General features: G+C 68.5%; 19 protein-coding genes. 5 read left to right on the plus strand and 14 right to left on the minus strand.

Annotated elements, in window-relative coordinates; translation table 11 throughout:
* A complete protein-coding gene (locus AB0I18_RS03140; RefSeq protein WP_363103614.1) occupies nucleotides 1-600 on the plus strand; it encodes a hypothetical protein in 600 nt (199 codons plus the stop codon).
* On the opposite strand, the gene AB0I18_RS03145 is transcribed toward AB0I18_RS03140, so the two are convergent.
* From AB0I18_RS03145 to AB0I18_RS03180, 8 genes are all read right to left on the minus strand, one after another.
* A complete protein-coding gene (locus AB0I18_RS03145) occupies nucleotides 583-1,134 on the minus strand; it encodes a hypothetical protein (RefSeq protein WP_363103615.1) in 552 nt (183 codons plus the stop codon). The genes AB0I18_RS03140 and AB0I18_RS03145 overlap by 18 nt on opposite strands.
* 369 nt (nucleotides 1,135-1,503) lie before the next feature.
* Nucleotides 1,504-1,881, minus strand: coding sequence for a nuclear transport factor 2 family protein (locus AB0I18_RS03150; protein WP_363103616.1), 378 nt, complete (start codon nucleotides 1,879-1,881; stop codon nucleotides 1,504-1,506).
* Nucleotides 1,882-2,026: 145 nt separating this feature from the next.
* On the minus strand, nucleotides 2,027-2,593 hold the full coding sequence (locus tag AB0I18_RS03155; RefSeq protein ID WP_363103617.1) for a hypothetical protein: 567 nt from the start codon (nucleotides 2,591-2,593) through the stop codon (nucleotides 2,027-2,029).
* 4 nt (nucleotides 2,594-2,597) lie between these two features.
* Entirely contained in the window at nucleotides 2,598-3,206 is a 609-nt protein-coding gene (locus AB0I18_RS03160) for a hypothetical protein (protein WP_363103618.1), read from the minus strand.
* Nucleotides 3,207-3,213: 7 nt separating this feature from the next.
* Complete coding sequence (locus tag AB0I18_RS03165; protein ID WP_363103619.1) at nucleotides 3,214-3,879, minus strand: hypothetical protein; 666 nt, start codon at nucleotides 3,877-3,879, stop codon at nucleotides 3,214-3,216.
* A gap of 12 nt (nucleotides 3,880-3,891) precedes the next feature.
* Nucleotides 3,892-5,241: a hypothetical protein gene (locus tag AB0I18_RS03170; RefSeq protein WP_363103620.1), complete on the minus strand. Its 1,350-nt coding sequence runs from the start codon at nucleotides 5,239-5,241 to the stop codon at nucleotides 3,892-3,894.
* A gap of 71 nt (nucleotides 5,242-5,312) precedes the next feature.
* Nucleotides 5,313-5,639, minus strand: a complete 327-nt coding sequence (locus AB0I18_RS03175) for a hypothetical protein (protein ID WP_363103621.1) — start codon at nucleotides 5,637-5,639, stop codon at nucleotides 5,313-5,315.
* 116 nt (nucleotides 5,640-5,755) lie between these two features.
* Nucleotides 5,756-6,061 (minus strand): WXG100 family type VII secretion target, encoded by a 306-nt coding sequence (locus tag AB0I18_RS03180; protein ID WP_363103622.1) that lies wholly within the window; start codon nucleotides 6,059-6,061, stop codon nucleotides 5,756-5,758.
* Nucleotides 6,062-6,376: 315 nt separating this feature from the next.
* Here AB0I18_RS03180 and AB0I18_RS03185 point away from each other — a divergent pair, with 315 nt between their 5' ends.
* Complete coding sequence (locus tag AB0I18_RS03185; RefSeq protein ID WP_363103623.1) at nucleotides 6,377-11,005, plus strand: FtsK/SpoIIIE domain-containing protein; 4,629 nt, start codon at nucleotides 6,377-6,379, stop codon at nucleotides 11,003-11,005.
* 44 nt (nucleotides 11,006-11,049) lie between these two features.
* Here AB0I18_RS03185 and AB0I18_RS03190 read toward each other — a convergent pair whose 3' ends face one another.
* Complete coding sequence (locus AB0I18_RS03190) at nucleotides 11,050-12,819, minus strand: protein kinase (protein ID WP_363103624.1); 1,770 nt, start codon at nucleotides 12,817-12,819, stop codon at nucleotides 11,050-11,052.
* Nucleotides 12,820-13,195: 376 nt separating this feature from the next.
* Nucleotides 13,196-14,077, minus strand: coding sequence for a menaquinone biosynthesis protein (locus AB0I18_RS03195; RefSeq protein ID WP_363103625.1), 882 nt, complete (start codon nucleotides 14,075-14,077; stop codon nucleotides 13,196-13,198).
* A gap of 353 nt (nucleotides 14,078-14,430) precedes the next feature.
* Here AB0I18_RS03195 and AB0I18_RS03200 point away from each other — a divergent pair, with 353 nt between their 5' ends.
* Nucleotides 14,431-14,634, plus strand: a complete 204-nt coding sequence (locus tag AB0I18_RS03200) for a cold-shock protein (RefSeq protein ID WP_033319512.1) — start codon at nucleotides 14,431-14,433, stop codon at nucleotides 14,632-14,634.
* 291 nt (nucleotides 14,635-14,925) lie between these two features.
* Here AB0I18_RS03200 and AB0I18_RS03205 read toward each other — a convergent pair whose 3' ends face one another.
* The gene (locus AB0I18_RS03205) at nucleotides 14,926-15,495 is read right to left on the minus strand and encodes an XRE family transcriptional regulator (RefSeq protein ID WP_363103626.1); all 570 of its coding nucleotides are present in this window, start codon (nucleotides 15,493-15,495) and stop codon (nucleotides 14,926-14,928) included.
* A 70-nt stretch (nucleotides 15,496-15,565) separates the two neighbouring features.
* Here AB0I18_RS03205 and AB0I18_RS03210 point away from each other — a divergent pair, with 70 nt between their 5' ends.
* Nucleotides 15,566-16,252: an AzlC family ABC transporter permease gene (locus AB0I18_RS03210; RefSeq protein WP_363103627.1), complete on the plus strand. Its 687-nt coding sequence runs from the start codon at nucleotides 15,566-15,568 to the stop codon at nucleotides 16,250-16,252.
* Nucleotides 16,249-16,563: an AzlD domain-containing protein gene (locus tag AB0I18_RS03215; protein WP_363103628.1), complete on the plus strand. Its 315-nt coding sequence runs from the start codon at nucleotides 16,249-16,251 to the stop codon at nucleotides 16,561-16,563. Before AB0I18_RS03210 ends, AB0I18_RS03215 begins: the two co-directional genes overlap by 4 nt.
* On the opposite strand, the gene AB0I18_RS03220 is transcribed toward AB0I18_RS03215, so the two are convergent.
* The 3 genes from AB0I18_RS03220 to AB0I18_RS03230 all read right to left on the minus strand — a co-directional run bounded on the left by AB0I18_RS03220 (nucleotide 16,540) and on the right by AB0I18_RS03230 (nucleotide 20,805).
* On the minus strand, nucleotides 16,540-17,367 hold the full coding sequence (locus AB0I18_RS03220; RefSeq protein ID WP_363103629.1) for a class I SAM-dependent methyltransferase: 828 nt from the start codon (nucleotides 17,365-17,367) through the stop codon (nucleotides 16,540-16,542). The two genes, AB0I18_RS03215 and AB0I18_RS03220, sit on opposite strands and share 24 nt — an antisense overlap.
* A gap of 50 nt (nucleotides 17,368-17,417) precedes the next feature.
* Nucleotides 17,418-19,334 (minus strand): AMP-dependent synthetase/ligase, encoded by a 1,917-nt coding sequence (locus AB0I18_RS03225; protein ID WP_363103630.1) that lies wholly within the window; start codon nucleotides 19,332-19,334, stop codon nucleotides 17,418-17,420.
* 148 nt (nucleotides 19,335-19,482) lie between these two features.
* Complete coding sequence (locus AB0I18_RS03230; protein ID WP_363103631.1) at nucleotides 19,483-20,805, minus strand: acetyl-CoA C-acetyltransferase; 1,323 nt, start codon at nucleotides 20,803-20,805, stop codon at nucleotides 19,483-19,485.
* Between the last annotated feature and the right edge of the window lie 74 nt (nucleotides 20,806-20,879).

The following is a 20,879-nucleotide window of genomic DNA, read 5'->3' on the forward strand; positions in this document are numbered from 1 at the left end:
ATGCACATCCCGAACACCGCGGTGACGGACTGGCACGAGTGCCGTGTCACTCTGCCCGCCCCGCACAACTGGCTCGTCCTCGACCTCACCGCCCGGCAACCCGAGGCGTGGGCTCGGTCCATGGCCGACGAGCACTTCACAGCCGACGTACCTGTCGAATGGCGCGAGGCGTTCGCCGAGGACGTGCTCTGGTACTGGGCCGCCGCCGCACGGCAGAAGGCACTCTGCGCCGCTCTTCTCACCCCACAGGACGGCGGCGTCGCCGCGTTCTACTCCGTGCGGGAACTGAGCGTTCCACCTCAGTCGCTGCGGCTGGACGCACTGCGGGTCGAGGCCGAGTTGGCCGAGGGGCCGTACTTCCAGCCGCCGGACATCACGGAAGTCGAGCTTCCACTGGGAGCCGCGCTCCGAGTGCATCGCCTGGAACTCACGGATCCCGACGCCGACAGCGGCTCGGTGCTGGAAGGCGTGGCCCACTACGTCCTGCCCCGGGAGCATCCCACCGCGCTGGAGTGCCGGCTCCTGTGGGGAGCCCTGGGTCTCGGTGAGGAACTGGGGAAGATCGCCGACGAGTTGGCGACCTCAGTCCGACTTGTCTGAACTACCCCGATCACGAGAGGTGCCGAGCAGTCCTCCCACGCCCCCCAGCCCGAACCGTTCCCATGGGACGAGTGCCAGCGGCAGCCAGCTGAAGCCGACGACGAAGACACTGACCAGGGTGGTGATCCCCTCGGACAGAAGCCAGCCGAGCTGGGCGGCTACGAGGGAGACGACCAGCAGGTATACGCCGAGGACGAGTGCGCCGAGCACCTTGAGCAGGGCTTCACCGAGCGGCATCCTGGGCTTTTCCTCAGTCCCGCGGACCGCCGCGAGCAGGATCAGCGGCACCATGAGCCCAGCCAGACCACCCGCACCGATGCCTCCGACCGCCACCGCGTTGCGTCCGTCGTCGGGGACCGCCGACGACAGGAACGAGTCATCCGCCAGGCCGAGGCTCAGGGAAACGCCCGCATAGCCCCCGAGCGTCATGGTGGCCAGAACGATCAGCAGCCCGGCGCCGAAGGCAATGTTCCCCGCGAGCGAGCGCCCAGGACTCTCCGCCCGGGGCTTCCCGGCCCCTGATCCAACAGACATGGACTCTCCCATTCCTCGCCAGGTCCGGATGAGGATAACCGGCCCCGTCGGCCAGGAGCAGAACCGATCCTCATGAGGCCGGCGGGCCGCACTCCTCACCCCCGACGACCAGGCGCTGACGCCGACTGCCGTCGAGGGCGCGAGGAGATATGTACACGCGGTCAGCCTAGTGCTGTGATCGCGTAGGTTCGCCGGGCTGACGGTTGGAGCTGGCTGTCCAACACCGCGAGCCCATCCGCATCAAGAAAGTAGGGCATCCGCTGGGGCGGACGCCTACTCGCCACCGCAGCCCGACCAAGCCGGCGAACTAACCCGGCCGCAGCGCACCTTAGTCCCACTGCGAACGGGGCAGTTCAGGCGAAGGATGGCTCAGGAGGCGGACGGCTTGATCTCTCCCGCGAAGATGATGACCTGGTCGATGAGACTCCGCCGCAGATGGACGACGTCCGTTCCCGCCAGGCGGGGGCCTCCATCCGGCGTGGTGAAGACCCACTGGTACCGGGCCCACTCGTCCGGCATGTCCACCGCCGAGCAGCGCACCATCGTGCCGGTCCCCGCCGGGTGACGCCGGATGTCCAGCACGAACCGTTCGACCGCCTCGATCCCCTCACTGCGTCCCAACGGTCCCCAGAAAATGACATCCGAGGTCAGGGCCTGGGAAAGCAGCCCAGTCACATAGCTGTCGTTCGCGGCGTTGAACGCGGAGATGAACGTGTCGATCGCGGACTGCGCGGTCTCTTCATGCATACACCACTAATACCAGGCCATTGTCAGCTCTCAGCAGGGTTCGTCCTGCGAGCCGTCTCCCGGCCACGGTGGACCATCCCGGTCACAGCACTGGCGACAAGCAGGCCGGCAACCGAGGCCAAGGTTCAAGGCGATACGCGATCGTTCAACGCCGCGCCGCCGCCCGGCTCTTGCCCTTTCCCTTCTTGCGCAGCTTCCGCAGGCGTTCACGTTCCTGCGCGCCGCGCTCCTCGGCTCGGGCGTTGCTCGCGCGGTAGACGAGCCAGCCCACGAGGGCTGCCGCGACGGCGTAGGCGATGAGTGAACTCCCTGTGCCGGGGATGTACGCACAACCCTCCTTGTAGGAACGGCAGTTCTTGCCAGGAAGGGAACCCACCACGTAGCTGAAGGACGCCAACGCCGCACCCCAGCAACCGGCGATCACGACGCAACGCGCCGCCCGTGGCAGCCGTGCCTCCCGACGCGGGGGAGCAGTCATAAGAAGACGGTGTCCGTAGAAGACCCCAAAGACCGAGACCAGACCGCAGAGGGCCCCAAAGGCCCACGGACCACCGGGCCAGTCCAACACGAAGGGTGCCGTCTCCCGTACGAACGCCTTCCAGGCACCCAGGACCAGCAGAAGAACAGCCCCGGTGACCACCAGAGCGATCACCACTCCGGCGATCCCGAATCCGTCCCGCAGCCGGAAGCCACCGCTCGGCTTCTCCGTCATCAACTCAGCCCCAATGCAGTGTCTCTGCCACCGTGTCGAACAACGCCACCATCTGGTCCGCCAGAGGGTCCACCGGCGTGGAGAAGTTCAGCATCAGCCAGCGAGTGGTGACCGGGATCGGTACGTAGTAGGTGAGGCTCGTCGTCGGGAGCGTATTGCCCATCTGAGAATCAGGGTCTGGAGCTTCCCGGCGGCGCTGGCGTACTGCCTTGCCTGCCACCGCCAGCTCTACGACGCCCACTTCGCTGTCGTTGGCCTCCTGGTCGGCCAAGTGCTCCGCCAGCTCCTCGGCGTCCGAGCACTCGGGCCACTCATCGGGGGCCGGAACACTGATCAGCAGCGACGACGCCAGCGGCACGGGACCGATGGTGAGCGTGGAGAGATACAGCTCGGTGCCACCGACCTTGTACGCGTCTTTCGCCTTCTTCTGCAGGTCTCGCATGAACTGCTTCTTGAGGTGCGGAGCGTTGTCGATGCCACGGAACTGCAGATCGGCAAGGGCCTCGATGCACCGATCGCGCTCTTCGGGATTCAGCGACAACTGAAACCAACCGTCCGGCACAATCACGTTGTAGTCCTGCGGCGGCGAACTAAATTCGCTGGCTGTCTTCACGCTGATGTCACTCCAGAGGGCCTGACACGATCTCTTGACCGTTGGCATCGAGCGGCACGTTCCTCATCGTGGCCACCAACCCATCGGTTACTTGCGCGAGTTCATCCGTCCGTTGAATATCCTGCCAATTCGCGGTAATCACGATGAGTTGCTCGATATTCGGCGGGAAAACAGCATACTTAATGAACTCGTTAAGTCGGCTCCCGAATCCGAACATGCGCTTGGCCTTCGCCATCGCTTGAATCCGGACAGCAGGGCCGGCGGGAATATCCAGATACGAAATGTCCGGCTCACTGGCAACGACGGTGTTATCCGGACCTGATCGAACAAGCAATGGCTGCACCTCTTCGCGTGAAGGTCGGGGCGCACCGTCTTCGCCGTAGGAATCAACCACGAGATTGATCAGGCTGACACCGTCCCTTCCGTAGTAAGAAGCAGCAAGGATCGGATCGTCGCTGTTGAGATCCATTGCCCGATCGATCAGATCGTTCATGAGGCCGCGTTTACTGACCTGCAGCTCAAGTGGATTGAACTCGTCGAGCGCCGAACCAGCCAAACCAGTCGCCTCGGCTTTCGACCCGCCTTGCAGTGTCAGATCCACCCACCCTGCCTGCAGATCGAAGCGGCACGCAAAGCCGTCAACACCCGGGGGCAAGCCTCCTGAGGTCGTCATTCATCTTTCCCTTCATTCCAGAAGCGGGTTGAGGTTGCTGTCCAGAGCCATTCCACCGGCTGTCACGCCGGCGCCGGCAAGAGAGATCCCGGTAGCCGTCCGGGAGATTCTATTGACCGCCTCCGAGCTGTTCAGGCCTTGCGTGGTGAACTTAATGTCCTTGAGCTGCGATGCGACACCCGCATCTGCCGCAGAAACGGACCTCCCGACGCCGAGCGCGGCGTTACCGTCGCCTCGTGTCACTACCGTTCGCCAAGCATCACCATAACTCCCGCGGCTTCCCAACGTCCTGAGATTATCCCCCCACGCTCCACCCGAGAAGGGCTCCGTGAACGGCTCTTTCAGTGATTTCCAGCCGTCACCCTTCTCCAGCTTGGCGTTCTGTAGTCTCCCCTTCAACGACTTGACAAACTCCCCTCGCTGCCACTTGATCGGACCGGCAGCAAGCTTGTTCATCTTCTTGACGCTTCGCCCATACTCCTTTGACGTGGCCGACCCCGTGACCTTCCCCAAACGACCAAGCGCGGTCTTCGCATACTTCCCCGCCATCTTGGAAAAGGCTTTTCCCACTCCCATCATAAGAAATCCAACAACAGACATTCCGAGATCCATCCAGCCCTTGTCGCCTCGCGCGAACTGGATGATAGTAGCCAGAGTGCTGACCAAGGTAAGGAGCATGGCCATGCTGCCAAGGACCCCAGCCAGGGCCTGACCGATGATGGGAATCCAACCAACTAGGAGTGATGCGACACCGAGCCACGTGGCAATTCTTCCTGTCCACGTCCCAATTTCATCGACCCAGTGATCGAATTTATCCCAGAAGCCATCCTTAAGCGAATCATTGCTGATTACGTCATCAATACTCTCACGCGCCCGCTTCGCGGCTTCATTTCGAATCCGCTCCGCCTCACTGATCTTCGCCCTGGCCGCTTGGATCTCATCTCCAGCAGCGTCCCGCTTCTCCTCAATCTTCTTCTTATCGTCCTTCTGTTTCTCCGTCAGCCCATCCAGGCTCCGTTGAGCCGCCCCCTTTCTCTCATCAGCCACCTTGGCTTCCTTGAGTGCGCCGTCCGCAATCTCCTGCGCACGATTCAAGTCGGAGGCATAATTCTTCGGCCTGGCATGCAGCTTGTCCTGATAACTCCCACCTACCTCAGTCACCTCGACACCGATGGCATCAGCAGCCGTGTCGTATCGCTTGAAGGCGGCTTCGAGCTTCTTGACGTTGCCTTTCGCCTTCTCTCGGAACTCCTTGCCGGCCTCGCTGTCCCACGCCTCAACCTCGGCAACCGCCTTGAGGTTTCGGATCTGACGCCCCAACTCCTCAGCCGTTTTACGCAGTTGCCGCCCCAAGGCCGCCATCTGGTCCGGATCGCCTGGAACAGGGTCACGATCCGCTACGGGATGCCAGTCACGCGGCCGTCCCCCCATGACTACTTCCCCCTCTTTGAGGCCTTGGGGTCCTGGGCTCCCCGAATAGCCTCGGCCAGCTGGTGATCGATTTCCTCGTACGCCTTTGCGGCCGCTTTGGCGATCTTGGCCAAAGTTTCGATCTCGGCCGTCAGCTCCTCGCGCTTGATCTCCCAGTTATCAGCGAAGTCCTCGAACTTTTCGGCAAGATCACTGTGTCCGAAGTCGTCGCCGTACTTCTGCGTGAGCTTGTCCAGCCCATCAAACGCCTTCTTCACGTTACTGAGGCCGGTGCCCATCCCCTTGATCACGTCAAGATCGAGCCGCGTGTGATCGCTTTTGCCGCCCATAGCGCCCCCGTTGCACCGGATCCACCCGAAACAGCCCGATGCGGTGAGGCATCAAGCACCCCACCGCACCAGACCACATCATCACCGAGCAGCCCCAGCCACCCGAAAGACCAACCTCAGCCCTTGACACCCTTGGCCAGCTCCGCGTCCAGGTCCTCGTACGCCTTCGCGGCGCTCGTGAGGAACTTGGACATGCCGGTCAGGCCCTCGATCGTGTCCTTCGCGCCCTTCTTGAACTCCGTGAAGGCGTCCTCGAAGGCCTGCGAGCCCTTGCGGGTGGTGTAGCCGTCCTTGACGAGGCCCTGGATGTAGCGCTCAAGGGCGTCGAGCTTCTCGTCGATCTTGTCCTTGGCGTCGGTCAGCTTGGTAGCCGCCTTGTTCATCTCGTCATAAGTGATATCTGCGTCTTTGCCGCCGGCCATGTGGCGTCCTCCGTAACAACTCGACTTGCCGCAGGGCCAACCCCCGTGGCTCCCGTTGCGGATGATGCGATCGTCCGCTGGGCCAGCAGCTTACGCAGGACGCTTGCAGCAGCACACCCCGGATCCTTCATGAGCCTCCAGGGAACCAGCACACACGCCGTTGCCTGTGGGAAGGGTGGAGCGGATATCGTCACTGGGCAGCATGAGAGCAGTCAGCCAGCAGCCAGTTAGCAGTCAATCAAGCAGTTCAGTGGTCACTGTGGTTCGCGGTCCGTCGGGGGCTCAGCGGGCCCAGGGGTTTCGGGGAGGACGATCGTGCGCCTGACTCTGACCGTTGTCGATCCGCTCGGCGGTGCCAACGCCGACGTGGTGCTCGACGCGGATCCCGAGTCCTCGATGGGGGACATCGCAAAAGAGCTGGCCGCGCACGTCGGTTACAGCGGTGGGGCGCAGATCATCCCCATAGGCCAGCACGGACAGCAGGCGGCGGGTGGCGGTGCGCCCCTCGCCTATGTCGACGGCTATCCCGTCGATCCCGGTGCCACCATCGGGACCTCGCCGCTGCGCGAGGGTGCCGTCGTCAGCCTGCACGACCCGGCCGGCTGCCTGCCGGGCGAGCCCACCGGTCTGGTCGAGCTGCGCGTCACGAGCGGGCCCGCCGCGGGCGCCGTGCACCGGCTCGGCATCGGGCGGTACGACATCGGCAGCGGGCCCGCCTCGTACATCCGTATCGACGATCCGGAACTCGCGGCGCGCGCACTGACGTTGTCAGTTGCAACGGACGGAACCTGTCAGGTCGCCATACACGGGGATGACAAGGACGGTACGGACGACAAGGGCGACAAGGGCGACAAGGGCAAGAAAGGCGTCACGCTCGACGGTGAGCCTATCGAGGGGAAGGACTGGCCCCTCGGCGCCCAGATCGCCGTCGGCAACACCCTGCTCGAGCTCGACCGCTACTCCCCTCCCAATGCCGCACTCAAGTGGTCCGAGGACGGTGCCGGGCTCGACTACAACCGGCCGCCCCGGTTGCAGCCCCCGGAGCGCCAGACCCGGTTCAAGCTGCCGGCCCCGCCCCGCGACTTCGAGGCCCGGCCGCTGCCCTGGCTGATGGCGCTGACCCCACTGGTGGGTGCGGTGATTGCAGTGCTCATCTTCAACCGCTGGTACTACCTGATCATGGCGGGCCTGAGCCCGCTGATCCTCTTCGGCAACTACTTCATGGACAAGAAGCACGGGCGCAAGTCCCATGCGAAGCTGGTCAAGGAGTACAAGGAGCACAAGGAGCGGATCGAGAAGGACGCGCAGGATGCGCTGGTGGCCGAGCGGGTCGATCGGCGGCAGGCCGTTCCCGATCCCGCCACCGTGCTTTCCATGAGCACCGGGCCCCGTACGCGGCTGTGGGAGCGGCGGCGTACCGACCCCGACCATCTGCTGCTGCGGGTGGGGACCGGGCAGTTGCCTTCCGAGGTCGTACTCGACGACCCGGAGCAGGACGATCACAAGCGCGAGGTCACCTGGAAGATCGAGGACGCCCCGGTGGCGCTGCCGCTGCCCGAGCGCGGGGTCGTCGGCATCGCGGGCCCGGGCGATTCCGCGCAGGCGATCGGCCGGTGGATCGTCTCGCAGGCCGCGGTCCTGCACAGCCCGCTGGACGTGCAGTTCTACGTCCTCACCGAGAACAGCGCCCAGAGCAGTTGGGACTGGGTCCGGTGGCTGCCGCACTCGCGGCCGTCCGGCGCCCAGGACACCAACGTCCTGATCGGCATGGACGCCGAGACCGTCGGCGCCCGCATCGGCGAGCTGACCCAGCTCCTCGACGCCCGCCAGAAGGCGGCCAGGGACAACGGCCGCCAGGCCAGCTTCACCGACCCGGACATCGTCGTCATCTGGGACGGTTCGCGGCGGCTGCGCTCCATGCCCGGTGTCGTACGGCTGCTGCGGGAGGGTCCCGGCGTCAGCATGTACGCGATCTGCCTCGACGAGGAGGAACGGTTCCTGCCCGGCGAGTGCCAGGCCGTCGTCGTCGCCGAGCCGAAGCCGGAGGAGCAGCACAGCCCTCAGACCAACGCCGCCGGCGGCGCGCAGGCCGGTCGCGGATACCAGGCCGGCTCCAACGGATTCCCCTCCTTCCAGGCCTGGCACACCAACGAAACCGACGACCAGCAGGACGGCTCGCGGAAACCGCTCGAACTGCGGCTGCGCGTCGAGCAGACGGGCAAGGCCCGGGTCAAGAACGTACGACCGGACTTCGTGTCGCCGGCCTGGTGCGCCCGCCTCTCCCGCTCCCTCTCGCCCCTCCGCGACATCAGCGGCGAGAGCGAGGACTCGGCGCTGCCGGGCTCCAGTCGGCTGCTCGACGTGCTGCAGCTCGAGCCGCCGACCAGTGACGCGATCACCGCGCGCTGGCGGATGGGCGGGCAGTCGACGATGGCGGTCATCGGTGAGTCGTACGACGGCGCCTTCGGCATCGACCTGCGGCGGGACGGGCCGCACGGTCTGATCGCCGGTACGACCGGTTCCGGTAAGTCGGAGCTGCTGCAGACCATCGTGGCCGCGCTGGCCGTGGCCAACACTCCGGAGAACATGACGTTCGTCCTCGTCGACTACAAGGGCGGCTCGGCGTTCAAGGACTGTGTGAAGCTGCCGCACACCGTCGGCATGGTCACCGACCTCGACGCGCACCTCGTCGAGCGGGCCCTGGAGTCGCTGGGCGCGGAGCTGAAGCGGCGCGAGCACATCCTCGCCGACGCCGACGCGAAGGACATCGAGGACTACCAGGACCTGGTGCGCAGGGACCCCTCGCACCCGCCCGTGCCCCGACTCCTCATCGTCATCGACGAGTTCGCCTCGATGGTGCGCGACCTGCCCGACTTCGTCGCGGGACTGGTCAACATCGCCCAGCGAGGCCGTTCGCTCGGCATCCACCTGCTCCTCGCCACCCAGCGGCCGAGCGGTGTCGTGTCCCCCGAGATCCGCGCCAACACCAACCTCCGTATCGCGCTGCGTGTGACGGACGGCGGCGAGTCCAGCGACGTCATCGACTCGCCGGAGGCCGGGCACATCTCCAAGAGCACGCCCGGTCGCGCGTACGTCCGGCTGGGGCATGCCTCGCTCGTGCCGTTCCAGTCGGGGCGGGTGGGTGGACGGCGGCCGGGTGCCGCCGATCCGCAACTGCTCGCGCCCTGGGCCGGGCCGCTGGCCTGGGGCGACCTGGGCCGGGCCGCGCTCGTCAAGCCCAAGGCCGAGTCGCGCGAGGAGGAGGAGATCACCGACCTGAAGGTGCTCGTGGACGCGGTCCGGGACGCCAACCGCTCGCTCGGCATCCCCGCCCAGCACAGCCCGTGGCTGCCCGCGCTCTCCGAGACGCTGCTGCTGGACGAGGTCGAGGTGCCGGCGGCCGCGGCCCTGGCGCCGGGCAAGCTGCCTCCGGCCCCGTTCGGTGTCGAGGACATCCCCGCCGACCAGGCGCGACGCCCGGTCGTCGTCGACTTCTCCTCCTTCGGGCATCTCATCGTGGGCGGTGCGCCGCGCAGCGGCCGTTCGCAGGTCCTGCGGACTCTCGCCGGTTCCCTCGCGCGCACCAACTCCGCGGCGGACGTGCACATCTACGGCATCGACTGCGGCAACGGCGCGCTCAACGCCCTGACCCGGCTGCCGCACTGCGGTGCCGTCGTCGCCCGTAACCAGACGGAGCGGGCGGTACGACTGGTCACCCGCCTCAAGGGCGAGTTGACGCGTCGTCAGGACCTGTTGTCCGACAAGGGGTTCGCAGACATCGGCGAGCAGCGCGCGTCCGTGGCCGAGGACGAGCGGCTGCCCCACATCGTCGTACTCCTCGACCGGTGGGAGGGCTGGCTGCCGACGCTCGGCGAGTACAACCACGGTGAGCTGACGGACGAGTTGCAGACGATGATGCGCGAGGGCGCGAGTGTCGGCATCCACCTCGTCGTCACCGGCGACCGGCAGGTGCTGCTCGGCCGGATGGCCTCGCTCACCGAGGAGAAGTACGGCCTGCGGCTCGCCGACCGCTCCGACTTCACCATGCTGGGCATCCAGGCGCGCAAGGTGCCGGAGGAGATCCCGCCCGGGCGCGGCTTCAAGAACGAGTCGGCGATCGAGACGCAGTTCGCACTGCTCTCCGACGACGTGACCGGTCAGGGGCAGGCCGCGGCGCTCGCCGCGATCGGTGAGGCGGCCGCGGCCCGCGACGCCGAAGTCCCGCGCGCGCGGCGGCCGTTCCGGGTGGACGTACTACCCTCGCGCATCGGTTTCGCGGAGGCCTGGGAGATGCGGGACTCCGCGGTCGCCCAGTCCAAGCTGTGGGCCCTGGCCGGTATCGGCGGCGACGACATCATGGCCTTCGGCCCCGACCTCTCGCAGGGCGTGCCGACGTTCGTCGTCGCGGGTCCGGCCAAGTCGGGCCGCAGCACGGCCCTGTTGAACCTGGCGCGTTCGTACCTCCTCCAGGGCGTACGTCTCGTCATCGCGGCCCCGCGCCCGTCGCCGCTGCGCGAACTCGACGGCCAGGACGGTGTGTTGAAGGTCTTCACCGACGACGACATCGAGAGCGACGACTTCAACGAGGCCATCGAGTCGGCGTCCCCGGAGGAGCCGATCGTCGTCATCGTCGACGACGGCGAGGTCCTGGAGGACTGCGACTGCGAGCGCGAGCTGAAGCGCCTCGTCCAGCGCGGCGCCGACCGCGGCCTCGCACTGGTCATCGGCGGCGACGAGGAAGAGGTCTGCAGCGGCTTCTCGGGCTGGCAGGTCGAGGCGAAGAAGGGCCGCCGCGGCATCCTGCTCTCCCCGCAGGACTCCGGCGCGGGCGAGCTGATCGGCATCCGTACGACCCGCAGCATGGTCGGCGGCCCGGTCACGCCCGGCAAGGGCATGCTGCACCTGGGGAGTGGCGAGCCGGTCACGGTGACCGTACCGATCTGACGTCTCCGAGATCTCAGACGAGCCCAACCCTCCCGCCCGGCCCGCTACTTGATCCGCGACATCCGAGCCACCGGATTCCCCGCGTCCGCGTTGTCCGTGTCGTAGCGCAGGTCGTCGCCGACGGGGGTCAGCCGCACCTCGTGCCGGCCTTTCGTGCACTCCGACGTGGTGGACGGCTTGGACACGCTGGTGGCGACGAGTTGCTTCGGGGTGACCTTTTTGAGGATGAGTACGGTGTCGCAGGTGCCGCCGATGAGGTCGGTCTGGCGGAACGTGCCGAACTGGTCGCCCACACCGGCCTGGCCGACCGTGACGCGGAACGTGCCCAGGGGCAGGGCGCCGTTGAGGGCGAGGGCGTCGCCCTCCCAGGTGCCGAGGTAGGACTTGGGGATGGTGGAGGAGCCGCTCGCCCCGTCGGAAGCGGAAGCGGAAGCAGAGGCCGTCGCGCTGGGCGCGGGCGGTGGGGCGGCGCCCGTGTCGCTGCTGTCTCCGCTGTCGGCGCTGTCCTGCGATCCGTTGCCCGGCAGCAGGTCGAACACGAACGTCGAGCCGATCGTCACCGCCGCCAGCGCTCCCGCGACCGCCAACGCCACTGTGCAACTCAGCTTCCGTCCACGGCCGTTGGCCGCAGGCGTGGAGGTCGCGGCCACGCTGACGGACACCTTGCCCGCGGGAGAGGGCGCCGGGGTCGACGCCGGAGCCGTGGCCGGGCGAGCGGCGTCGTGCGGCTCCGGGACGTATGTCGGTGTGGCCGATACCCCGTTCGCCCGGTTCGCCCGGTTCGCGTACGACGGGTCCGGAGGGCCGAAGACCCCCGCCGGAGCCCCGGCCGGTGCGGCCGTTCCGTTGGTGGACGCGGCGTCCGCCGCGTCCACCGAGGGGCTGCTGAACCCCACCACTCCCGACGGTGCCGGCTCCCCCGCCTCAAGGTTCAGCAGCTGTACGGCACTTCGGCTCACCTGTTCCACCAGCGGGCCCGGCAGCCAGCCGGCCGTCACCAGTTGTGCCGCGCCCTGCGGTGCGAGGCGGGCGGCGAGGGAGGCGGTGGAGGGGCGGCCGGCCGGGTCCTTCGAGAGGCATTCGGCCACCACCTCTCTCAACTCGCCTGCCAGGGAGCCGAGTTCGGGCTCCTCGTGCACCACCTTGTAGAGGAGCGCGGCCGAGGAGTCGCCGGGGAAGGGGGACGAACCCGTGGCCGCGTACGCCAGTACCGCGCCCAGCGAGAAGACGTCGGCCTCTCCCGTGACCCCCTTGCCGAGGATCTGCTCCGGCGACATGTAGCCGGGCGAGCCGACGGAGACCCCCGTCGAGGTCAGGGACGCCGTGCCGTCCGTCGCCCGTGCGATGCCGAAGTCGATGAGGAGGGGGCCGTCGAGGGTGAGCAGCACGTTCGACGGCTTCACGTCACGGTGGACGAGGTCCAGCGCGTGCACCGCCGACAGCGCTTCCGCGAGGCCCGCGCCGAGGACGCGTACGGAGTGTTCCGGGAGGGGGCCGTAGTCGGCGACCGCGGCGGTCAGGGAGGGGCCGGCGGCGTACGCCGTGGCCACCCACGGCACCTGCGCGCCCGGGTCGGCGTCCAGCACCGGCGCGGTGTACGCGCCGCCCACCCGGCGGGCCGCCTCCACCTCGCGGCGGAACCGGGCGCGGAACTCCTCGTCGAGCGCGAAGTGCGGGTGCACGATCTTGACCGCGACCGTCCGGCCGCCCGCACTGCGGCCCAGATAGACGCGGCCCATGCCGCCCGCGCCGAGCCGGCCGAGCAGCCGGTAGGGCCCCACGACGGTGGGTTCGCCGACTTCGAGCGGTTTCATGGCGTCCGCACCTCCCCCGTATCCCGCGTACCGATGTCCCCGGATCCGCGTATCCCCGTACGCGCCGCACTGCCCAGCACTCGCTCCGCACGCACTGCACGGCACTGCCCAGCAGAGTAGTGCCGTACGCCCTCGGCGGCCCTCGCCAATCCCGCGCGGCCCCTCCATTACCGGAGGAAATACCGAACCGCGTTCAGCCCGGCCGCCTCCTTCCCGGAATGCCCGGGAATTCACAGAGACGTCCATTTCGCTAACTTTGCTAAGTTCGCCGAGTTCGCCGAGTTCGCCGTACTCATCGACCTCGCCGAGTTCATCGACCTCGACAAGCGGAATTCGCCGCGCGCGTTCCCTTCCGCCCCACCGTCACCACCGCCCCTTATGGCTCCAGCAGATCCACCTTCACATCCGCCGGAAAGCCGGTCGTCGGTCCCACTCGCCGCGCGAACTCCGTGACCGCTTCCAGCTGCGGCCCGCCGAAGCGGAAGTCGAGCGTCGTGAAGTAGCGCTCCAGGACCGTCTCGTCGAAGGCCTCCCAGCGGGCCGCCTGCTCGGCGACCTTGCCGACCTCCTCCAGCGAGAGGTCGCGGGAGGCGAGGAAGGCCTCGTGGACCTTGCGGGTGACGACCGGCTCGCGCTCCAGGTAGTCACGGCGGGCCGCCCAGACCGCGAAGACGAACGGCAGGCCCGTCCACTCCTTCCACAGGGTGCCCAGGTCGTGCACGGCGAGGCCGTAGCGCGGTCCGTCGAGCAGGTTGGCGCGCAGGGCCGCGTCGCCGATCAGCACCGCCGCGTCGGCCTCCCGCATCATCAGGCCGAGGTCGGGCGGGCAGGTGTAGTAGGACGGCTGGACGCCGAAACGCTCGGAGAGCAGCAGCTGGGCCAGGCGTACGGACGTACGCGAGGTGGAGCCGAGGGCGACCCTGGCGCCGTCCAGCTCGTCGAGCGGGACCTGCGAGACGAGTACGCAGGACATCACCGGGCCGTCGCAGCCGACCGCGATGTCGGGGAAGGCGACCAGCTCGTCCGCGTGCCTGAGGAACTCGACGAGCGTGATGGGCCCGATGTCGAGGTCGCCCCGCACCAGCTGTTCGCTGAGCTTCTCCGGGGTGTCCTTGGTGAGCTCGAAGTCGAGGAGCGTGCCTGTTCTCGCGAGGCCCCAGTAGAGGGGCAGGCAGTTCAGGAACTGGATGTGGCCGACGCGCGGCCGGGAGCGGCGGGCGTCGGGACGCCCCTCGGGAGACTCGGGAGAATTGTCCACATCGCGAGGCTAGCGCCCATGCGGTACGGTGCAGGCTTCAGGGTCCCGGAGTGGTTTCGGAAACCATCTCGACCTCTTGTGTCAACCCCTTTGACACCTCGCGACTTCGCCGCAACATCACTTCGTCAACCCATCTGACGACCCCATCAAACTTCCGGGTGACGTGATCTTGCCCTCTATTGCATTCGGCTGCCTGCGTGCTAGGCTCGCCGCAAGTTGCAGTTTGGTTTCCCTTGCAGTACAGAGCCTGCGGAGCATGTGACCGCGGGCTCTCGTCGTTTTCAGACGAATGCAGTTGTTTAGACAATCGCAGGTTCTGGAGCAGGGCAACCCTTTGGGCCCAAGGAGGGCTTATGGCTACCGGAACCGTGAAGTGGTTCAACGCCGAAAAGGGCTTTGGTTTCATCGCCCAGGAAGGCGGCGGCCCGGACGTCTTCGTCCACTACTCCGCGATCAATGCGAGCGGTTTCCGCTCTCTCGAAGAGAACCAGGCGGTTACGTTCGACGTGACCCAGGGTCCGAAGGGCCCGCAGGCGGAGAACGTCACCCCTGTCTGAGCCTTCGGCTTCATGAGCCCAAGCTCTAGCTCTGATCCGGATGCTCTGGTCCGGACCTGATCGCAGTACCCAAGGAGCCCCGACACCGTCAGGTGCCGGGGCTCCTGCCTTTGAGCAGCCCCTGCGCTCTCTCGTACTCCGCTGTGCTCCCCTGCGCTGTGGTCAGCGGGCCCGGGTCGCGGTGTCGTGGGCGGCCGCGGGCCGGTGGGGCCGACCGTGCCCGCTCGGCGGAGCCGCACGATGACACAGCCCCGCGCCTCTTCGGGGGCGCCGCCGAAGGGGCGCTCCCCCTCAGACGTGCTGCATGACCAGGACGAACGTCGTTCCCGGTGCCAGCGCCTCGTATCGGTGCGGTACGTCGCCCCGGTACGCCATGTAGTCGCCGGGGCCCAGCTCGACCGCCTCCCCGCGCGGGCCCGCCGACAGCCGTCCTGTGCTGACGACCAGGTGTTCGACCGATCCCGGGATGTGCGGGTCCGACTCGCGCGCGGCGCCCGGCTCCATCCGTAGGTGGTAGATGTCCCGCCGCGCGCCCGGCGGGCTGGCGGACAGCAGCGTCGCCGCGTAACTCGCCTGTTCGGAGTGGACGGTGGGCCCCTCGCCCGCGCGGATCACCTGGACCGCCGGGGCGGGTGGCTCGACGAGCGCGCTGAACGGTACGCCGAGGGCGACGCCCAGCGCCCACAGCGTCTCCAGGCTCGGGTTGCCGCTCGCCGCTTCCAGCTGGGAGAGCGTGGACTTCGCGATGCCGGCGCGTTTGGCCAGCTCGGAGAGGGAGAGGCCGACGCGGCCGCGTTCGCGCCGCAGGGAGGCGGCGATCCAGTCGAGAGGGAGGCGGGAGGGAGGCGTGGGCTCGGTCACGGTTCGTTCGCTCCAGAAGTACGATCGTTCGCCTTGACGAACATGACGACTCTTGTCCATTGTAGAGAACATGCGTTCGCCACTCCGAACATCTTCGGTCGACTCAGAGCTGCTGCGGGACGTCTCCCTCGTCTGTCTGGCCAGCGGTGTCGTCGGCGTCTCCTTCGGCGCGATCGCCGTCGCGGGCGGCCTGCCCGTATGGGTTCCGGTGCTGATGTCGCTGGTGGTCTACGCGGGCTCCGCCCAGTTCAGCGCGGTGGGGATACTGCTGGCCGGGGGCGGTCCGTTCGCCGCGGCGGCGACCGGACTGCTGCTCAACACACGGACGGCGGCCTTCAGCCTCGCGGTGGCGGACGTACTGGGCCCGGGCCGCGTCACCCGCTTCCTGGGCGCGCACCTGGTGACCGACGAGACGGTGGCCTTCGCGCTCGCCCAGCCGGATCCGGCGCGGCGCCGGGCCGCCTTCTGGCTCTCGGGGCTCAGCCTGTTCGCCGTGTGGAACGTCTGCGTGCTGGGCGGGGCGCTCGCCGGAACCGCGCTGGGCGACACCGGCAGGTACGGACTCGACGCCGCCTTCCCCGCGGTGCTGGCGGCCCTGGTCCTGCCCGCGCTGCGGAAGGACGGGGGCGTACGGCGGGCCGCGGTGCTCGGGGCCGTGGTGGCGCTGACCGTGACGCCGGTCGTACCGGCGGGGGTGCCGGTGCTCCTGGCGCTCACCGGGCTGTGTGTCCTCGCCCTCTCCAGGAGGCCGGTGTGAGCGCGACGGTCGCCGCGATCCTGGCGCTGGCCGTGGGCACGTACGCGTTCCGGCTGGTGGGACCGGTGCTGCACGGGAGGGTCGAACTGACCGCCCGTGTCCAGGAGTTGCTCGCGGCGGGGGCCGTGGTGCTCCTCGTCGCCCTGCTCGCCACGGGCGCGCTGACCGAGGGCGGCGGTTTCGCGGGGTGGGCCCGTCCCATGGGCGTACTGGTGGGCGGCATGCTCGCCTGGCGGCGGGCGCCGTTCCTGGTCGTCGTACTCGCGGCCGCGGCGACCACGGCGGGACTACGGGCGGCCGGGCTGGCCTGAGCCGGCGACGGCCGTGAGGACGGGCTGGTAGAAGCCGGTGTCCTCCGGGGTGTGCCAGGCGGGTTCCGTGAAACCCGCGGCGGTCGCGAAGCCGCTCAACTGCTGTCGGGTGAGGGCCCAGTAGGTGGTGCGCCGCACCCGTACGTCCCAGGCCTCGCCCTCCCCTGCCCCCTCGGCCCCCTCGGCTCCCGTCGGTACGAGCTGGAAGTGCTCCAAGTCGTAGCGCTCGCCGTCCTCGTGCCAGTGCCAGAGCTGGAAGGTGATCGCCCGGCCGTGGGGAGCGGGGCCGACCTGGGGCGGGGCCGACGCGGGACGGTTTCGGCGGATCTCGTCGTACGGGCGGGTGGTGGTGATCAGCAGGCCGGTGGAGCGCAGGACGCGGCGCATCTCCGTGAGCGCCGCGTGGATGTCGTCCGGCGTGAGCAGATGGGGCAGGGAGTTGTCCGCGCACACGACGACGTCGAACCGGGCGTCCGCGAAGGGGAGACGCCTCATGTCCGCGACGGCTGTTGGCAGTCGCACCCTCCGGGCGGCCGCTTCCCGTGCCGCGCGAGCCGTCGCCGACGCGCTGATGTCGGTGCCGGTCACCCGGTGGCCGTGCCGGGCGAGCGGGATCGCCTGGGTGCCGATTCCGCAGGAGCAGTCGAGAACGTCGGCGAGGTCTTCGCTGTTCCGGTGGGCGCGGATGACGGCGTTCAGGGCGGCGCCCTGCCGTGCCATGGAGGCGTCCCAGTCGGGGAAGATCAGGTGGTAGTCCGGGGCGAGCCGGTCGTAGAAGCCCGCCACCGAAGGGTGCTGCGACATGGCACTCACCCTAGTGACGTGGCCACCGGCCACCGGCCATGTCCGTCTGCCTACTCGTCGCCCGACTCCCCGTACAACTCCTCGATCTCCCGCGCGAACTCCCGTGTGACGACCGCGCGGCGGAGCTTCATCGTCGGGGTGAGGTGGCCGGCCGTCTCGGTGAAGTTCACGGGGAGGACGGTGAAGGCTCGGATGGATTCGGCGCGGGAGACTAGGCGGTTGGCGTCGTCGACGGCGCGTTGGAGGATGCCGAGGAGGTCGGGGTCCGTCACGAGGGTGGCGATCGGGACGTCGGACTTGCCGGTCATCCGGCACCAGTGGTCCATGCCCTCGGCGTCGAGGGTGATGAGGGCGGTGACGTAGGGGCGGTTGTCGCCGATGACCACGCACTGGTTGATGAGGGGGTGGGCGCGGAGCCAGTCCTCCAGGGGCGCGGGGGCGACGTTCTTGCCGCTGGTGGTGATGAGGATGTCCTTCTTGCGGCCGGTGATCGTCAGATAGCCGTCGTCGTCGAGCTCGCCGATGTCACCGGTGGCGAACCAGCCCTCCTGGTCGGCCGGGACCACCCCGCCCGCCTGCGGATCCCAGTAGCCGCGGAACACCTGCGGCCCGCTCAGCAGGATCTCGCCGTCCTGGGCGATCCGGACGCGCGTGCCGGGCAGCGGCCAGCCCACCGTGCCGAGGCGGGGCCGGCGCGGGTGGGTGACCGTGGCGGCCGCGGTCGACTCGGTCAGGCCGTAGCCCTCGTAGACCTGGATGCCCGCGCCTGCGTAGAAGGAGGCCAGGCGCCGGCCGAGCGGGGAGCCGCCGCAGACCACCTGGCGGACCTTGCCGCCGAGGGCGGCGCGGATACGGCGGTAGACGAGCGGGTCGTAGAGGGCGCGGGCCGCCTTGAGTTTCGTACCAGGACCTGGGCCCGTGCCGTGCTGTTCGGCCTCCAGGGCTTCGCCGTAGCGCCGGGCGATGCGGGCCGCCCGGTCGAACGAGGCGGCCCGGCCCATTCTCTCCGCGGTGGCCCGGCCGGTGTTGTAGACCTTCTCCAGGACGTACGGGATGGCCAGCAGGAAGGTCGGGCTGAACCCGGCGAGGTCGGCCAGCAGTTCCTCCGTACGGATGCTCGGCGCGTGGCCGAGGCGGACCCGGGCGCGCATGCAGGCGACGGACACCATCCGGCCGAAGACGTGCGAGAGGGGGAGGTAGAGGAGCGTGGCCGCCGGTTCCTTGAAGGTGGACTTGAAGACCGGGTGGAGCAGTTCGACCGCGTTGTCGACCTCGGCGAAGAAGTTGCCGTGGGTCAGCGCGCAGCCCTTGGGGCGGCCCGTGGTGCCGGAGGTGTACATGATTGTCGCGAGCGAGTCGGGGCCGAGCACGCCCCGGCGCACCTCAACCTCCCCGTCCGGCACGTCCCGGCCCAGCTCGGCCAGGCGGTCCATGTGCCCCTTCTCGAAGACCCACATGTGGCGGACGTCGGGCAGCCGGTCCCGCTCCGGGCCGAGCGCGGCGGCCTGCCCCACGTGCTCGACGGCCAGCGCGACCGCGCCGGAGTCCTGGAGGATCCAGCGCGTCTGGAAGACGGACGAGGTGGGGTAGATGGGCACGGTGACCAGCCCCGCGGCCCAGGCCGCGAAGTCCAGCAGCGACCACTCGTACGTCGTACGGGCCATGATCGCGAGCCGGTCGCCGGGCATCAGGCCCTCCGCGATCAGCCCTTTGGCGACCGCCAGCACCTGCTCCGCGAACTCGGCCGCCGTGACGTCCGTCCAGCGGCCGTCCGGTGCCTTGCGGCTGAGCACCGGGTCGTCGGGGGCCTGTTCCAGGTTCTCGAAGGGGATGTCCCCGAGTGATGTGTACGACGTCACGGGGCGGACCAGCGGGGCGACCGAGACCTCTCGTACCACCCCGTCAAGTCGCCTGACCTCGGGTTCAGGTATGACGAGCTGGGGGTGGTCAGAGGGATCGCGGGACACGGGCGGCTCCTTACTCTTGTGCTTCCCCCATTACGGCCCGGTGAAGTGGCGGGTTCACCTCGGAAACCGAGGGGCTTGTGTGCGGAAGAGTGAGAAGTTCGTGTTCACAGCGTACGCCTGTTCACCTTTTGCCCAACATGTATGCGCGTCAAGGGCGTTCGAGGATCGCCGTCACTCCTTGCCCGCCCGCCGCACAGATGGAAATCAGCCCGCGTACGGGACGCCCGGACCTCTCGGGAATGTCGGAAGTGTCGCGCTCCGCGAGGAGCTTCGCCAGTGTCGCCACGATCCTCGCCCCGGTCGCCGCGAAGGGGTGACCGGTCGCCAGCGACGAACCGGCCACGTTCAGCCGCGCCCGGTCCACCGTGCCGAGACCGCGCTTCTCCCAGGCCGCCAGCGTGGCCAGCACCTGTGACGCGAACGCCTCGTGGACCTCGACGAAGTCGAAGTCGTCGAGCCCGAGCCCGGCCCGCTCCAGCATGCGCGGCACCGCGTGGGCGGGAGCCATCAGCAGCCCGTCCGCACCACCCGCCACGTCCCCCGCCACGAAATCGACGGCCGCCGTCTCGTACGCCGTCAGATACGCGAGCGGAGCCAGTCCGCGCGCCGAGGCCCACTCGTCGCTCGCGAGCAGCACGGTCGCCGCGCCGTCCGTCAGGGGCGTCGAATTCCCGGCGGTCATGGTCGGGTTGGGGCCCTCGACCCCGAACACCGGCTTCAGCGAGGCCAGTTTGTCGACCGTCGACCCCGGTCGCAGGTTCTGGTCCCGGGCCAGCCCCCGGAAGGGCACGACCAGGTCCTCGAAGAAACCGCGCTCGTACGCCGCCGCCAGCCGCTGATGGCTCGCGGCCGCCAACTCGTCCTGCGCCTCCCGCGGTACGCCCCACGCGCGGGCGGTCACCGCGGCGTGCTCACCCATCGAGAGGCCGGTACGCGGCTCGGCGTTGCGCGGGATGTCGGGGACGAGGTGGCCGGGGCGGATGCGGGCGAGCGCCTTCAGCCTGGCACCCGTCGTCTTCGCGCGCCGGACCTCCAGCAGGATGCGCCGCAGCTCGTCGTTGACGCCGAGCGGGGCGTCGCTCGCGGTGTCCGCGCCGCCCGCGATCGCCGACTCGGTCTGCCCCAGGGTGATCTTGTTGGCGGCCGCGATGACGGCCTGGAGGCCGGTCCCGCAGGCCTGCTGTATGTCGTACGCGGGTGTCCGCGCGTCGAGCCCCGACCCGAGGACCGTCTCGCGCGCGAGGTTGAAGTCGCGGCTGTGCTTGAGGACGGCCCCGGCCACCAACTCCCCCACCGCGCCCGGCCCTTCGAGCCCGAACCGCCCGACGAGGCCGTCGACCGCCGCGGTCAGCATCTCCTGGTTCGAGGCGGTCGCGTACGGGCCGTCGGAGCGGGCGAACGGGATGCGGGTGCCGCCGACAACCGCGACGCGGCGGACTTTCGGCGCCTGAGGTGGTTCCACCGGACTCATCTCGACCTGCCCCTCACCTGTGACGTAGGCTTACCTCCGGTAACCTTACTCCAGAGTAAGCAAGCGCGAGCACC

The sequence above is a fragment of the Streptomyces sp. NPDC050704 genome (assembly GCF_040654355.1).
Taxonomy (GTDB): Bacteria; Actinomycetota; Actinomycetes; order Streptomycetales; family Streptomycetaceae; genus Streptomyces.

Excerpts from the sequence above, each read along its gene's own strand:
- AB0I18_RS03140 (WP_363103614.1), top strand. The coding sequence starts at position 1 with ATGCACATCCCGAACACCGCGGTGACGGACTGGCACGAGTGCCGTGTC.
- AB0I18_RS03145 (WP_363103615.1), bottom strand. The coding sequence starts at position 1,134 with ATGTCTGTTGGATCAGGGGCCGGGAAGCCCCGGGCGGAGAGTCCTGGG.
- AB0I18_RS03150 (WP_363103616.1), bottom strand. The coding sequence starts at position 1,881 with ATGCATGAAGAGACCGCGCAGTCCGCGATCGACACGTTCATCTCCGCG.
- AB0I18_RS03155 (WP_363103617.1), bottom strand. The coding sequence starts at position 2,593 with ATGACGGAGAAGCCGAGCGGTGGCTTCCGGCTGCGGGACGGATTCGGG.
- AB0I18_RS03165 (WP_363103619.1), bottom strand. The coding sequence starts at position 3,879 with ATGACGACCTCAGGAGGCTTGCCCCCGGGTGTTGACGGCTTTGCGTGC.
- AB0I18_RS03170 (WP_363103620.1), bottom strand. The coding sequence starts at position 5,241 with ATGGCGGCCTTGGGGCGGCAACTGCGTAAAACGGCTGAGGAGTTGGGG.
- AB0I18_RS03175 (WP_363103621.1), bottom strand. The coding sequence starts at position 5,639 with ATGGGCGGCAAAAGCGATCACACGCGGCTCGATCTTGACGTGATCAAG.
- AB0I18_RS03180 (WP_363103622.1), bottom strand. The coding sequence starts at position 6,061 with ATGGCCGGCGGCAAAGACGCAGATATCACTTATGACGAGATGAACAAG.
- AB0I18_RS03190 (WP_363103624.1), bottom strand. The coding sequence starts at position 12,819 with ATGAAACCGCTCGAAGTCGGCGAACCCACCGTCGTGGGGCCCTACCGG.
- AB0I18_RS03200 (WP_033319512.1), top strand. The coding sequence starts at position 14,431 with ATGGCTACCGGAACCGTGAAGTGGTTCAACGCCGAAAAGGGCTTTGGT.
- AB0I18_RS03210 (WP_363103627.1), top strand. The coding sequence starts at position 15,566 with ATGCGTTCGCCACTCCGAACATCTTCGGTCGACTCAGAGCTGCTGCGG.
- AB0I18_RS03220 (WP_363103629.1), bottom strand. The coding sequence starts at position 17,367 with ATGTCGCAGCACCCTTCGGTGGCGGGCTTCTACGACCGGCTCGCCCCG.
- AB0I18_RS03230 (WP_363103631.1), bottom strand. The coding sequence starts at position 20,805 with ATGAGTCCGGTGGAACCACCTCAGGCGCCGAAAGTCCGCCGCGTCGCG.